Consider the following 14,614-nt stretch of genomic DNA (forward strand, 5'->3'; position numbering starts at 1 on the left):
GGTTAGGGGAACGCCAGAGTGGTTGTGCCTTGTCCGGACTTGTGAAGTCCGGGAGGGTCAGGAGGGAAAGGTACCGGACGTCCGTTCCCGGATCGTGACCGGGACCACCTTTCGAGCTCGACCGGCCGTGTGCCACGGGTCGTCGGCCGAGGCCGCCGCCGTTCTGAGCGCCTGACATGGGTTCAACCGTCCCCGGAAGCTTCTACTCTTGCGGCATGGCGACGAACGCGGCGACGAAAGCGGCGGGGCGCAAACCGGAGAGCCGGCTCGCCCTGGTCCGGCGGGCGCGCAGGATGAACCGCATCCTCGCGGAGACCTACCCCGACGCCCATTGCGAGCTCGACTTCTCCAACCCGCTCGAGCTGCTGGTCGCGACCATCCTGTCCGCGCAGTGCACGGACAAGCGGGTCAACATGGTGACCCCCGTGCTCTTCGCGAAGTACCCCACGGTGGAGGACTACGCCGCGGCGGACCGCGCGGAGATGGAGGAGATCATCCGCTCCACCGGCTTCTTCCGCGCCAAGACCAACAGCATCATCGGCATGGCGCAGGCCATCTGCGAGCGCTACGGCGGCGAGGTGCCCGGCAGGCTGAAAGACCTGGTCACGCTGCCCGGCGTGGGCCGCAAGACGGCCAACGTGGTGCTCGGCAACGCCTTCGGAGTGCCGGGCCTGACCGTCGACACCCACTTCCAGCGGCTGGTACGCCGCTTCGGCTGGACCGAGGAGACCGACCCCGTCAAGATCGAGCACGCCGTGGGCGAGCTGCTGCCCAAGAGCGAGTGGACGATCTTCTCCCACCGGGTGATATGGCACGGCCGCCGCATCTGCCACGCCCGCAGGCCCGCGTGCGGGGTGTGCCCGCTGGCCGCGCTGTGCCCCTCGTACGGCACCGGGCCCACCGACCCCGCACAGGCGGAGAAGCTCGTCAGATCCGGCCCGTTCTCCTGACCCGGGGAAGTGATCGGTACCACCGCGTGTTGGAGGATGCGTGACCCACGTGCCCGAATGGCTGGAGCGACTGGCGGCGCAAGCGCAGCGGATCAGAGTCCCACTCCCCCTCCGGCCACCGGACGGGCGCGGGCGGGCCGCCGCGGTGCTCATGCTGTTCGGCGAGGGGCCCAACGGCCCCGACGTGCTGCTCATCCAGCGCAGCACGCGCGGGCGCAATCACGCGGGCCAGCCGGCCTTCCCGGGCGGCGGCGTCGATCCCGAGGACGCCGGGCCGATCGAGGCCGCGCTGCGCGAGGCCGAGGAGGAGACCGGCGCCGACCCGCGCGGGGTCCACGTCATCTGCACGATGCCCGAGCTCTACCTCACCTACAGCGACAACCGCGTCACGCCGGTGATCGCCTGGTGGCGCGAGCCGTCCGCGGTGCACGCGGCCTCGCCCGACGAGGTCGACTCCGTCGAGCGGGTGCCGATCGCCGAGCTGGTCGATCCGGCCAACCGCCTCATGCTCCGCCACCCGCGCGGCGGCCTGCCGGGGCCCGCGTTCCGGGTGCGGGGGATGCTGGTGTGGGGGTTCACCGCGATGATCCTCGACACCGTGCTGCGCGAGGGCGGTCTCGAACGTCCGTGGGACTCGACGCGGGTTGAGGAGCTGCCGCCCGATGCCGTCAGGCTCAGCACCCGCTGAGTAGCCGCCTAGGCTCCCGACCTGAGCGCCACGCCCAGGGCCGCCCAGCCGGCCACGTCGGCGTCCTCGTCGCCGGCGAGCGCCCGCAGCGTCTCAAGCCCGGCGCGGTCCGGCGGCTCGCCCAGCACGTGCTGCAGCGCGTACGCGGCGCCGTACCGCACCCTGGGATCGTCGTGCGCCGCCAGCTCGATCACCGACGGGAGCGAGCGCGGGTCCGCCAGGTGCCCGAAGGCGATCAGCACCGAGTACAGCACCATCGCGTCGTCCTCGCTGGCCGCCAGATAGCGCAGCACGGGAAGCGTACGGTCCACGAAGGGGCGCAACTGGCCCATGATGTCCACGCCGAGCAACCGTTCGGCGACGCTGTCGGCGGCGCACAGCCGCCTGGCCTCGATGAACGACTCCAGGTCGCCCCGTTCGCGCAGCAACGAGATCACGTGCCAGCGCAGGGCCCCATCGGGATCGGTGTCACGCAGAGCTGCCTGGATGAGTTCGCGCACTGTTCCCCCGTCCGGCGGCATACCGCTCAAGGTAGCCAGCGGGGTGACGCCATCCTGATCGAACACGTGCACACTTGACCCACTTGCTGGTTAGCTTTGAAGCGTGCGCGGTGATCTGCTTGACCTCATTCTGATCGGCCTGGTGATCGCCTTCGGCGTCTCGGGTTACCGCCAGGGCTTCATCATCGGGGCGATGAGTTTCGTGGGGTTCGTGGGCGGCGCCGTGCTCGGCGTGTTCATCGCGCCTCCCATCGCCAAGGCCCTGGTCGATGGCGACACCCCGCAGGCGCTGCTGGCCATCGTGATCGTGTTCCTCGCGGCGACGATCGGGCAGTTCGCCTCGTCCACGCTCGGGGCCGTCGTCCGCAGCCACGTCACGTGGGAGCCCGCCAAGGTGGCCGACGCGGTCGGCGGCACGTTCGCCAGCGCGCTGTCGGTGCTGGTCATCGCCTGGCTGATCGGCTCGCTCATCGTCTCCACGTCCTTCACCCCGCTCGTCGACCAGGTGAAGAACTCCGCGCTGCTGACCACCGTCGACGACGCCATCCCGCAGGCCGCGCGCAATTGGCAGCAGCCGTTCAAGAAGTTCATCGACCGCTCGGAGTTCCCGCCGGTCTTCGACGCGATCGGCGCCGGCCGGCTCATCGACGTGCAGCCGCCCGACCAGAGCGTGCTGCAGGGCGCCGAGCTGCGGCGCGCCCGCCGCGCCATCGTCAAGGTGCAGGGCAACGCCGAAAGCTGCAACAAGCACATCGAGGGCACCGGCTTCGTCTACGCGCCCGGCCGCATCATGACCAACGCCCACGTCGTGGCCGGCGTGACCCGCAACCTCGAGGTCATCGACGCCTCCGACAACCGCCACACCGCCACCGTCGTCCGCTACAACCCGCGCCGCGACATCGCCATCCTCTACGTGCCCGGCCTCGACCTGCCCCAGCTCGCCTTCGACGGCGACGGCTCGCGCGGCGACAGCGCCATCGTCGCCGGCTTCCCCAAGGGCAAGGGCTTCACCGCCGAGCCCGCCAGGATCGGCGGCCAGCTCGACGCCGAGGGCCCCGACATCTACCGCGACACCACGGTCAGGCGGAAGGTCTACGTGATCCGCGGCCAGGTGCTGCCGGGCAACTCCGGCGGCCCGCTGCTCACCCCCGAGGGCAAGGTCTACGGCGTGATCTTCGCCGCCGCCATCAACGAGGAGCAGACCGGCTACGTGCTGACGGCCGAGGAGGTCGCCCCCGACGCGGCGGCCGGCCGCAACGACACCACGCCCGCCAGCACCCGTAAGTGCGACTAACGGGGCAGCTTGGCCAGGATCAGCGCGATGGCCGCGCCGGGGTCGCTGTCCTGGGTCAGGTTCGAGGCCGCCTTGCCGACCTCGTCGTACGCGCCGCCGTACGACTGCGTCTTGGCCGCGCCCCTGCTGAACAACGTCACCGCGCCGCGCCCGTTGCCCCGCTGCAGATGCGTCAGCCCGACGCAGATCTGCGCGAGCCCCTGCCACAGGTCACGCTCGTCGTCGGGCGCGCACTTCCAGCGGCCCTCGAACACCTCGTGCGCGTTGAACGGCAGGCCCTGCTCAAGGAAGCGGCGGCCGTCGGCCAGGGCCTGCTCGGTGGTGGGGGCGTAGTCGTCGGGGACGCGCGGCATGCCCTGCGAGCCGTAGGGCAGCGGCCGGCCGTACGCGTCGCGCGGCCTGGCGTTACGCGGCCTGCCGTCGGGATCGCGGTCTCTCATCGGTCGGGCTCCGGGTCGTTCAGCCAACCGAGCAACTCGGTGTCGAACACGTCGGGGATCTCCTCGTGGGGGAAGTGGCCGGCGCCTTCGAGCAGCCGCCACCGGTAGGGAGCCGCCACGTAGCGGCTCGACCCCTGCGCCGTGCGCGGCAGCACGCTCGGGTCGAGCGCGCCGTGCAGCTGCAGCGTGGGGGCCTCGATCTCGGTACGCATGAGCCGGGCGTAACGCCGCCCGTCGGGGCGCAGCTGCGAGCGGCCGAACCAGCGGTGGTACTCCAGCGCCGAGTGCGCCACGGCGGGGATGCGGAACGCCTCCCGGTACGTACGCGACTCATCCGGCCCCGGCCACCCCGGCCGCGACCAGGTGTCGAGCAGCCGCCCCACCAGCGCCGCGTCCCGCCGGGTGAGCCGGTACTCCGGCAGCAGCGGAAGCTGGAAGCCCAGCCGCCACGCGCTGACCTTGAGCTGACCGAACGGGTCGGTGACCAGCGCGCTGCGCAGCCGCAGCGGATGCGGGGCCGAGACCACGACCAGGCGGCGCACGCACTTGGCGTCGAGCACGGCCATCGTCCAGGCCAGCAGCCCGCCCCAGTCGTGGCCCACCACGATCGCGCCGGTCTCGCCGAGCGCCCTGATCAGGCCCGTCGCGTCGGTCGCCAGCGTCGGCAGGTCGTAGCCGCGCGGCGGCTTGTCGCTGCCGCCGTACCCCCGGAGATCGACCGCGACCGCGCGATAACCCGCCCGCGCCAGCGACACGAGCTGGTGCCGCCACGTCCACCAGAACTGGGGGAACCCGTGCAGCAGCAGCACCAGCGGGCCTTCGCCCGCCTCGACCACGTGGAAGCGGGTGCCGCCCGCGTGCACCGCGCGGTGCGTCCACGGGCCCTCGATGTGGACGACCGACTCGTCAGGTGCCATCGCGGGTCACCGGCTCCCGATCGGGGGCGAGCGCCGGCTCCCGCTCCTGCTCGTCGGGCGTGGCGATCTCCTTCAGCCCCTTGATCGATCTCGTGGTCCGCTTCATCCCGGCCAGGCCCTTGAGCCGGCGCACGCCGAACAGCACCGCCAGGCCCGCCACCAGCAAGTACAGCACCGTCACGATGAGGAAGGCCAGCCAGTGCGGCATCACCTGGGCCAGCGCGTACGCGATCGTGAACGAGGCGAGGATCAGGCACAGGTGCGCCATGAACGCGGCTCCGGCGAACATCCCCACCGCCGTGCCCACCCGTTTGGCGTCGAACCTGAACTCGGCCTTGGCCAGCTCGATCTCCGAGCGGATCAAGGCCGAGATGTGACTGCTCGCCTGGGCGACCAGCGAGCCCAGCGATTCTTCCTCGGGAGTCTGCGGCATGAACGTCTCCTATCGAGGCCGGTTGGCCGTGTCAAACATCATCAGCGCGACGCTTGCGTACCCGCGTGTCAAGCAGCACCGCCGCCGTGCCTGCTCCTTCGACAGTCTCGCCAGGCCGGGCCACGAGGGCCGCCAGGCGCCGCCGAACACGCCGAGGAACTTACCGAGCACGGTTCCGCCATCACTCCCAGAACTACCTGATCGGACAAGATAGCGCTCGGGGCGGCGGGCTGCGGCTTCGCCCCCTCAGTGGGGTTCGACGTTCTGATCAGTGGGGTTCGACGTTCTGAGAAACCGCGACGGCCGCTGCCCGGCGCGCGCTGTGCTGCTGCGTGCGCCGGGAGCGGCCGTTTCACGTGGAACCTGAGGAGGCTCAGTCCTCGGACTTGGCGGACGGGAGCTTCTGCGAGATCAGGTCCATCACCGTGCTGTCGGCCAGCGTGGTGACGTCGCCGATGCTGCGGTTCTCGGCCACGTCGCGCAGCAGGCGCCGCATGATCTTGCCGGAGCGGGTCTTGGGCAGCTCGGGCACCACCAGGATCTGGCGCGGCTTGGCGATCGGGCCGAGCGTCTTGGCCACGTGGTTGCGCAGCTCGGTCGCGATGTCCTCGCTCTCCTCCGCGCCGCCGCGCAGGATCACGAACGACACGATGGCCTGGCCGGTCACCGGGTCGGTCGCGCCGACCACCGCGGCCTCGGCCACCTTCGGGTGGCTGACCAGCGCGCTCTCCACCTCGGTGGTGGAGATGTTGTGGCCGGAGACGAGCATGACGTCGTCCACGCGGCCCAGCAGCCACAGGTCGCCGTCCTCGTCCTTCTTGGCGCCGTCGCCGGGGAAGTACATGCCCTCGAAGCGGCTCCAGTACGTGTCGATGTAGCGCTGGTCGTCGCCCCAGATCGTACGGAGCATGGACGGCCACGGCTCGCGGACGACGAGGAAGCCGCCGCCGCCGTCCGGCACGCTGTTGCCCTGGTCGTCCACCACGTCGGCGCTGATGCCGGGCAGCGGGCGCATGGCGGCGCCCGGCTTGGCGGCGGTGACGCCGGGCAGCGGGCTGATCATGATGGCGCCGGTCTCGGTCTGCCACCAGGTGTCGACGACGGGGCAGCGGTCGCCGCCGATGTGCTTGCGGTACCAGACGTACGCCTCGGGGTTGATCGGCTCGCCGACCGAGCCCAGGATGCGCAGGCTGGACATGTCGTACTTGGCGGGGATGTCGTCGCCCCACTTCATGAACGTCCTGATCGCCGTCGGCGCCGTGTAGAGGATCGTGATCTTGTACTTCTGCACGATCTCCCAGAACCGGCCGCGGTGCGGGGTGTCCGGCGTGCCCTCGTAGATGACGCTGGTGGCGCCGTTGGCGAGAGGGCCGTACACGATGTAGGAGTGGCCGGTCACCCAGCCGATGTCGGCCGTGCACCAGTAGATGTCGGTCTCCGGCTTGAGGTCGAAGACCGCGTGGTGCGTCCAGGCCGTCTGGGTCAGGTAGCCGCCGGTCGTGTGCAGGATGCCCTTCGGCCGGCCGGTGGTGCCGCTCGTGTAGAGGATGTACAGGGGGTCCTCGGCGTCGTGCGGCTGCGCCTCGTGCTGGTCGCTCTGGCGGTCCACCAGGTCGTGCCACCAGATGTCCTTGTCGGTGGTGGAGATCTCCTGGCCGGTACGCCGTACGACGACGACGTGCTCCACCTGCGGGCACTCGGCGACCGCCTCGTCCACCGTCGGCTTCAGCGCGGACGGCTTGCCCCTGCGGTAGCCGCCGTCGGCCGTGATGACCACCTTGGCGTCGGCGTCGTCGATCCGGCTCTTCAGCGCCGTGGCCGAGAACCCGCCGAACACCACCGAGTGGATCGCCCCGATGCGGGCGCAGGCGAGCATCGCGATGGGCAGCTCGGGGATCATCGGCATGTAGATCGCCACCCGGTCGCCCTTGCCGACGCCCAGCTCCTGCAGCGCGTTCGCGGCCTTGCTGACCTCGCGCTGCAGGTCGCTGTAGGTCAGCGTACGGGTGTCGCCTTCTGGCTCGCCCTCCCAGTAGTAGGCGACCTTGTCCCCGCGCCCCTCCTCGACGTGGCGGTCCACGCAGTTGTAGGCGACGTTCAGCTGACCGCCCACGAACCACTTCGCGAACGGCGCGTTCCACTCAAGAGTCTTGTCCCACTTCTTGGCCCAGGTGAGCCGATCGGCCGCGCGCTCCCAGAACGCGAGACGATCCGCTGCGGCCTCGCCGTACGCGGCTTCGGTCACGTTCGCGGCCGCCGCCAGGTCAGCCGGCGGTTCGAACCGGCGATTCTCCTGCAGCAGGTTGGACAGCGCCTGGGTTTCGTTACCAGCGGTCTCCGGGGCCACCTCGTGCTCCTTCTATGGCCAGAATGGATAGGTTCGTGTCCCACTTCACCAGCTCACGGCCTCCGTACACAAGAGGTCTAGACAGGTCCGTACCGTGCGGCGCGGCGGGTCGGCGGGTTATCTGCGCGCATGACAAACGCTATTGAAACGTTGTCATCCTGAAATCTTCAGAATGCGGGGACCGGGGAATCAACATCCTTTATGGGTCCCCCTTGTGGTGGTTTTCGGGGATCCGGACAACGGTGCGGGCGTGGCGCGGGTAATGCCTGGATCGTCGGTCATGGGCGCTCTGCGGGCGTTTCTCGGGCCCGTTCGACCTTCCCATGGGCCTACCGTACGCAACGGTAGCCACTCCGGTCCGCACCGCCTCGCCCCGCCTTGCTCTGGCCCATGTCCCCACTGAAACCAGGGGAAACCCCCCGTCCGAGGGCCCGCCTGCACATCGTGGTGCGACCCATCCCCGGCTTCCTGCGCACCTGCCTCCCAGCTTCCTGCGCGCCAGCCTCCCAGCTTCCCGCGCACCTCTGACAAGCGGCGATGCACATGTGCACCGCGAGGCGTGCACCTGCGCGCATGCACGTCTGCATACCCGCCACGCGTCAGTTACACGTCGGCCGGGCGTCGGCTACACGTTCGTGCCCGCGCGCCTGCATGATGTGGCGCCCACCGGTCCGTACGGCTGCACATGAGCACAACGCACCACGCGAGGTCCTGCAGGCCCTTACTCGCAGGTAAGGTCGGGGACGTGAGTGACCCATTGGCCGTCATCGCCCAGTTCCCCGGCGTGCCCGAGGCGGTGGACGAGGCCCGGCAGGCCGTGGACCGGCTCTACCGGCACCGCGTCCTGCGCCGCGCCAGCCCGGCGGTGTCCGCGGAGTCGTCCCTGCGTGGGGCCCGTGCGTCGGCCGCCATCGAGGGCACGGACGTACCCCTCGACGCCCTGCGCCGCGACGAGGTGCACGACCCGCTGGTCCAGGGGGCGCTGCGCGCGTCGGCCGAGATGGGCCGCCTGGGGCAGACCTGGCGCAAGGCTCCCAGGCAGGTGCTCGCCAGGCTGCACACGGTGGCCGCCGCCGGCCTGACCGACCAGGAGGGCCTGGGACGTCCCCGATCGGTGGACGAGGCCCCGGATCCGCTCTCGCTGGGCCCGGCGCCGGGCGTCGTGGACACGACGGCCCGTATGGAGACCCTGTTCACGCTGCTTGAACGCCCCACGAAGGCCCCCGCGATCGTGCTCGCCGCCGTGGTGCATGGGGAGCTGGCGGTGCTGCGCCCCTTCGGCACGGCCGACGGCGTCGTCGCCCGGGCGGCGGGGAGGCTGACTCTGGTCGAGTACGGCCTGGACCCCAAGTCGCTGGTGGCGGTCGAGGTGGGGCATCTGGAGCTGCCCTACGCGGACGCGCTCAGGGCGTACCTGACGGGCACCAAGGAGGGCGTCGCCGCCTGGGTACAGCACTGTGCCTCTGCGGTAAGCCTGGGCGTTCGCGAGACGACTGCAATCTGTGAGGCCATGCAGCGGGGCTGATCCGGCACCAAGGGGGATCGCACATAGCGGACGGCGTCCCTGTCACGAGACGCCGTCGGCCGTGCATCGCACCGGGTTACCAAGCGTGCACCTTCTTCCGTCGGAGCGGGACAAGCCCGTCACGACGCGCCTCCCGCGGCTGGTCGCGCGTGGGTACCCGGTCGATGCACCCGGACAAGGTGGTCCGTAACACCGTTCTATGTCCAATCCGCGCAGATGGGAAGCCCTGGCCCCAAGACCTTTACTCATCCATGGGTCGCGCCAGCCGTTCGGTCACTCTCCGTGACCATCTTTATGTGATCGTTATGCCAGGACGAAAAAACTTGGCGGAAATTCCAGATTGCTCCTCGACGAAACTCGAGTGGATCGGGCAGCATACGGTGGTATCGCCCGAAACTGGAGCGGTCTTGCTCGGGATGGCTTTGCGAGTCCCTTGCCAGGCTCCGGTCTAGTGATGAAAGCTTTCTTCTGAAACGGGACCGGCTCTACCCCCCCGGAGCCGGACCGATCAGGCGACCCCCGCTCTCCCCCCCGGCGGGGGTCGCCCCTTTTCCTCGGGCCTCCTGACGCCTTTCCCGCTGCCTTGCCGCCGCGCGCTGCGCCCCGCTCGCCCGAGCGATGCGGCGCTTCCGCTTTCGCGAGCCGAGCCGTTCTTTCGTACGGAGGGGCGTCCCAGAGCTTTCGTACGGAGGGGCACCCTGGAGCCCCTGAGCCGCCGCGCCAGGACCGACACGGTCCCACGGAGAACACTTCAACCTGCGGGGACCGACACCGTCTTCACGAGCACGAGCACGAGCACCGCCACCACTGCCACCGCGGAGGACCTCCGTGCCGCGGGAACCGCCGTGCCGCGGAGGACCGCCGTGCTGCGGGAACCACCGTGCTGCGGGAACCACCGTGCCGCGGGAACCGCCATGCCCCCGGACACCCCTATGCCTGCGGACACCCGCACGCCCGGACGCATCCACAGGGGACAGACGCATCCACAGGAGAGGGAGACCAGCCAGGCCGCCATCCCCAGAACCCCGTTCGGCCCTACGCAACCCCGCCCCGCTCGACGAAGCTCGGACCTCCCACGACGAGCACCACCCGAGACCACCCGAGCGATCACCCGAGCGATCACCCGAGACAGCCCGAGCGGTCACCCGAGATCGCCTGAGACCACCCGAGGTCGCCCGAGATCGCCCGATGTCGCCCGAGACCACCGAGACCACCTGAAACCACCCGTAAGAACCACCCGTAAGAACCACCCGGGAGGCCGACCCGACCATGCACCGCCCTCTGGTCATCACCGAAGACCACGCCCTGCTCGACGACCTCGTCCGCATAGCGGCCGCCGCCGGAGCCCAGCTGGACGTGGCACACGCCCCAGCCGCCGCCCGCCCGTTCTGGAACCTGGCCCCGCTCATCGCCATCGGCGCGGACCAGGCGGACGCCGTGGCCGCCACCTCACCTCCGTCCCGCGACCAGGTCCTGCTGGTCACCAGAGCCCCGGACGACCCTGACACGTGGCGAAAATGCGTGGCGGTAGGAGCGCAGACCGTCCTCACCCTCCCCGCCGACGAACGCCGCCTCGTCGACCGCCTGGCCGACGCGATGGAGCCCGACCCTCGATCTGGTTCGATCATCTGCGTGATCGGCGGCAGGGGAGGGGCGGGCGCGAGCGTCCTGGCGGCCTGCCTGGCGCTTCGAGCTTCGGGCGACCGCCTCCGTACCCTCCTGATAGACGCCGACCCGCTGGGCGGAGGCATAGACGCCCTCCTGGGCCACGAGGAGGCCAAGGGTTCCCGCTGGGGCGATCTGGTGGCGCGGGAGGGCAGGATCAGCTCCAGCGCCCTCCAGGCGGCGCTCCCATCGTTCGGAGACCTGGCCGTGCTCTCCTTCCACCGGGGCGAGGTCGCCCCGATCCCCGCACAGGCCATGCGCTCGGTCCTGGAAGCGGGCCGGCGGGGGTTCGACGTTGTGGTCGTCGACCTTCCCCGGCACCTCGACCCCGCCGCGACGGAGGCCCTCGCCAGGGCCAAGACCACCCTCGCGGTGGCGCCTGCCGACGTACGCGGCATCCTCTCCACCGTCCAGGTGCTTTCCGAGGTACGCAAGCACACTCTCGACGTCCGCGCCGTCCTGCGCCCCGGTGTGCTGGACGAAGACCTGGCCGTCTCCTCCTTGGGCATCCCCTCCGCCGGCACCCTCGCCGACCAGCCCAGACTCACCGCCACCCTCAATCGGGGCGAGCTCCCCAGACTGGGCCCCCGTACGGTGCTCGGCGCACTGTGCACGTCCCTACTCCGCGACCTACTCCCACCCGCATGAGCACCGCCCCGACCACCGCAGGCCGCCTGAGCACCGCCCCAACTGCTCTCCGCCGCACGAACGCCGCCCAGACTGCTCCCGACCACATGAACGCCGACTTGCCCGCACCCGGCCGCATGACCGTTGACCCGACCGCTCCCCGTGGCATGAGTACCGCTCCCACCGCTGGTGGCCGCATGAACGGTGGCCCGGCCGCTCCTGCTGAGTCCGTCTCTCCCGAACTGGTGGAGGCCGTTCGCGTACGCCTGGCCAGGGCAGGCGTCGAGCCGACCGCGGCTCAGGTGGCGGTGGCGCTCAGAGCGGAAAAGGCCGTCTACGGGGACGCCGAGATCCTCGCCGTGGCCCGTGCCCTGTGCGCCGACCTCATCGGCGCCGGCCCTCTGGAGCCGCTGCTGGCCCGACCCGACGTGACGGACGTCCTGGTCAACGGCCCCCGCGAGGTCTGGATCGACGACGGCGCCGGCCTGCACCGCACCGCCATCACGTTCGCCGACGACGGAGCCGTACGCCGCCTCGCCCAGCGCCTCGCCACGGCGGCGGGCAGGCGCCTCGACGACGCCTCCCCGTACGTGGACGCCCGCCTCCCAGGGGGAGTACGCCTCCACGCCGTGCTCCCACCAGTGGCCCCCGGCGGCACCTGCATCAGTTTGCGCCTACCGCCCCGCCGCACCTTCACCCTGTCCGACCTCGTCCAAGCCGGCACCATCACCCCACCCGCCATCCCGATCCTGACCGCCATGGTCACCGCGAGACTCGCCTTCCTCGTCACCGGAGGCACCGGAACCGGCAAAACCACCCTCCTCTCCGCCCTGCTCTCCCTCGCCGACCGGGGCGAACGCCTCCTCCTGGTGGAAGACTCCGCCGAGCTGCGCCCCCTCCACCCCCACGTGGTGCGCCTGGAAACCCGCCCACCCAACCTGGAGGGTGCGGGCGAGGTGGGCCTGCGCGATCTCGTACGGCAAGCGCTCAGAATGCGCCCTGACCGCCTGGTGGTGGGCGAGGTGCGGGGCTCGGAAGTGGTGGATCTCCTGGCCGCGCTCAACACAGGCCACGAGGGCGGCTGCGGCACCCTCCACGCCAACACGGCGGCCGACGTACCGCCCCGCCTCGAAGCCCTAGGCTGTGCGGCCGGCCTGACAAGGGAGGCGGTCCACAGCCAGCTGGCCGCCGCCTTGGACGCTGTCATCCACCTGACCCGCGACCGCCAAGACGGCAGAAGGCGCATAGCCGAAATCTGCCTGCTCACCAGAACCCCCTCGGGCCTGGTCGAATCCATCCCCGCCCTGACCTTCACCGCCCAGGGCACCGCCCACCCCGGCCCCGCCTACGAAGCCCTGGCCACCCGCACCCAAACTTCACAACACCGACCCACCAGCACCGCATCAGCAACGCCACAAAGAACTCCGCTATCGCAAGCCACTGCTGGTCAGCCACAACCGGCCTATCCGGCACAAACGCGTGTGACGTCGCGGGAGAACGCATGTCGCCCAGGGGAAGCTGCCGCACCGTCACCAGCCAGGCTCGTACCAGCGGCACCGCTATCAGCTTCACCGGTACCAGCGGCACCGGTGCAGGCCGCACCACCACCTCAGCTCACACGCTGGCAGCCCCCTGCACCACCACCTCAGCCCACGCCCTCGCAGCCCCCTGCACCAGCACCCCAGCTCACGCCCTCGCAGCCCCCTGCACCAGTACCCCAGCCCACGCCCTCGCCACCCTTTGCACCGCCGCCCCGGACTACGGCCTCACAGCACCCTGCATCACCACCACCACCGGCTTCACCCCCGAAGCGGGCGACCGAACCAGCGCCTACCGCGACCGTGCCTACCGCGATCGCGGCTACCGCACTGTCGGCGCAGACCGTCGCTGTAAGGCGGCCCGGTTCACCACCGTCGGCCAACCCACCGAGGCCCGGTGGCCGCACCGACACCGACCGCACCGTGGGGGCAACCCGCTGAACCAGCGCGGCTCGGCTCCTGAGCCGACCACGTCGCTGACCGCGCAGTTCCGCCGAAACCGGTAATACCGCCGGGGCCCGCTGTCGCACCGGCGCAGTAACCACCACCCGCAGACGACCACCACCCGCGGACGACCACCACCCGCGGACGACCACCACCCGCGGACGACCACTACCCGCGGACGACCGCTACCCGCGGACGACCACCACCCATGGGACGATCTGGAAATCGCCGATGATCAACGCCCTGCTGGCCGCGCTGTCTACAGCCTGTGCACTCTGGCTGTGGACAGCCCCCACCACAGCCACCACCCGCCTGACAAGACTGCTGACCGCGAACCAGCCTGCACACCGCCCCCGACCATCGCTGTCCAGGCTGTTCGCTCGCCCCAGCCCCACCCGCCGAGCCGAAGCCTGGCGAAAGGCGTGCATCGAACTGTGCCAGGCGTTGTCAGCAGAGCTCTCCGCTGGACGCACCCCGGCAGAGTCGATGACCAGAGCCATAGCCGCAGTGGATGTCCCCGACCCCGACCTCCTCCGCCCTGTCATCGCCGCAGCAAGAGACGGCGGTGACGTCTCAGCAGCCCTCAAAGCGGCCGCTCCACCGCAGGGCGGCGAGGGCCTGCATCAACTGGCAGCGTGCTGGGAGGTCGGCACCACGGTGGGCGCGGGCATGGCCGCCCTCATCGACAGAGTGGCGCAGACCCTACGAGCCGCCCAAGCCCACCGCGAGGATGTGGCCGCTCAACTGGCCGGTCCCCGCACCACGGCCAGGATGCTCGCCATCCTCCCGGCCCTGGGCCTCCTCATGGCCGCCGCGCTCAACATGCATCCGTTGAGCTTCTTGTTCGGCAGCATCCCGGGCCTGATGTGCCTGGTAGCCGGCGTGACCCTGGACGTCTGCGGCCTGTTGTGGACCAACCGCATGGCCACCCAAGCCCAATCCTGACCTCAACCCGTAACACGGAAGCTCAACCCGTAACGCTCAAGCTTGTCCTGAGCCTGCAACGCTCAAGCCTGACCACAGCCGCAACGCCCAAGACTCGACCCCAGCCCTCAACTTCGGAGGTCTGACCCCAGCCTGCGACGTCCAGCCGACCCGACATCTAGCGCAACCTCAGAAGCCTGAAGCCCCAACCTCAATCTCCAGCCCTGCCTAAACCTCGATTCCAGCCCCTGCCCAGACCCGCAACCTGCAGCTCTTGCTCGGACCCCGCGACCTTCACCTCTTGCCGGACCCATGGCCTCCA

At 70.2% G+C, this 14,614-nt stretch carries 11 protein-coding genes and 1 pseudogene; 7 read left to right on the plus strand and 5 right to left on the minus strand.

Annotated features, from left to right (window positions below):
• The first annotated feature begins 215 nt into the window (after positions 1-215).
• Both nth and AB0K67_RS20315 read left to right on the plus strand, forming a co-directional pair.
• Positions 216-950: an endonuclease III gene (nth, locus tag AB0K67_RS20310; protein ID WP_364062053.1), complete on the plus strand. Its 735-nt coding sequence runs from the start codon at positions 216-218 to the stop codon at positions 948-950.
• 40 nt (positions 951-990) lie between these two features.
• Complete coding sequence (locus AB0K67_RS20315) at positions 991-1,638, plus strand: CoA pyrophosphatase (protein ID WP_364062056.1); 648 nt, start codon at positions 991-993, stop codon at positions 1,636-1,638.
• Between the two features lie 8 nt (positions 1,639-1,646).
• Here AB0K67_RS20315 and AB0K67_RS20320 read toward each other — a convergent pair whose 3' ends face one another.
• Complete coding sequence (locus AB0K67_RS20320) at positions 1,647-2,138, minus strand: HEAT repeat domain-containing protein (RefSeq protein WP_364062059.1); 492 nt, start codon at positions 2,136-2,138, stop codon at positions 1,647-1,649.
• Between the two features lie 103 nt (positions 2,139-2,241).
• Here AB0K67_RS20320 and AB0K67_RS20325 point away from each other — a divergent pair, with 103 nt between their 5' ends.
• Entirely contained in the window at positions 2,242-3,432 is a 1,191-nt protein-coding gene (locus AB0K67_RS20325) for a MarP family serine protease (protein WP_364062062.1), read from the plus strand.
• On the opposite strand, the gene AB0K67_RS20330 is transcribed toward AB0K67_RS20325, so the two are convergent.
• The 4 genes from AB0K67_RS20330 to acs form a co-directional block, all read right to left on the minus strand.
• Positions 3,429-3,872, minus strand: coding sequence for a DUF309 domain-containing protein (locus AB0K67_RS20330; protein ID WP_364062065.1), 444 nt, complete (start codon positions 3,870-3,872; stop codon positions 3,429-3,431). The genes AB0K67_RS20325 and AB0K67_RS20330 overlap by 4 nt on opposite strands.
• The gene (locus AB0K67_RS20335) at positions 3,869-4,789 is read right to left on the minus strand and encodes an alpha/beta hydrolase (RefSeq protein WP_364062068.1); all 921 of its coding nucleotides are present in this window, start codon (positions 4,787-4,789) and stop codon (positions 3,869-3,871) included. Before AB0K67_RS20335 ends, AB0K67_RS20330 begins: the two co-directional genes overlap by 4 nt.
• A complete protein-coding gene (locus tag AB0K67_RS20340) occupies positions 4,779-5,222 on the minus strand; it encodes a phage holin family protein (protein WP_364062071.1) in 444 nt (147 codons plus the stop codon). The genes AB0K67_RS20335 and AB0K67_RS20340 overlap by 11 nt, the downstream gene beginning before the upstream one ends.
• Positions 5,223-5,595: 373 nt before the next feature.
• Positions 5,596-7,569, minus strand: coding sequence for an acetate--CoA ligase (gene acs / locus AB0K67_RS20345; protein ID WP_364062074.1), 1,974 nt, complete (start codon positions 7,567-7,569; stop codon positions 5,596-5,598).
• A gap of 745 nt (positions 7,570-8,314) precedes the next feature.
• Between acs and AB0K67_RS20350 the strand changes: the two genes are divergently transcribed.
• The 4 genes and pseudogenes from AB0K67_RS20350 to AB0K67_RS20365 all read left to right on the plus strand — a co-directional run bounded on the left by AB0K67_RS20350 (position 8,315) and on the right by AB0K67_RS20365 (position 14,313).
• Positions 8,315-9,094, plus strand: a complete 780-nt coding sequence (locus tag AB0K67_RS20350; protein WP_364062077.1) for an oxidoreductase — start codon at positions 8,315-8,317, stop codon at positions 9,092-9,094.
• 1,269 nt (positions 9,095-10,363) lie between these two features.
• Positions 10,364-11,407 (plus strand): septum site-determining protein Ssd, encoded by a 1,044-nt coding sequence (gene ssd, locus AB0K67_RS20355; protein ID WP_364062080.1) that lies wholly within the window; start codon positions 10,364-10,366, stop codon positions 11,405-11,407.
• 176 nt (positions 11,408-11,583) lie between these two features.
• Positions 11,584-12,711: pseudogene (locus tag AB0K67_RS20360) on the plus strand (TadA family conjugal transfer-associated ATPase); the annotation flags it as partial.
• An 888-nt stretch (positions 12,712-13,599) separates the two neighbouring features.
• Positions 13,600-14,313 (plus strand): type II secretion system F family protein, encoded by a 714-nt coding sequence (locus tag AB0K67_RS20365; protein WP_364062083.1) that lies wholly within the window; start codon positions 13,600-13,602, stop codon positions 14,311-14,313.
• Positions 14,314-14,614 lie beyond the last annotated feature (301 nt).

The sequence above is a fragment of the Nonomuraea sp. NPDC052634 genome, assembly GCF_040678535.1.
GTDB classification, from domain to species: domain Bacteria; phylum Actinomycetota; class Actinomycetes; order Streptosporangiales; family Streptosporangiaceae; genus Nonomuraea; species Nonomuraea fastidiosa.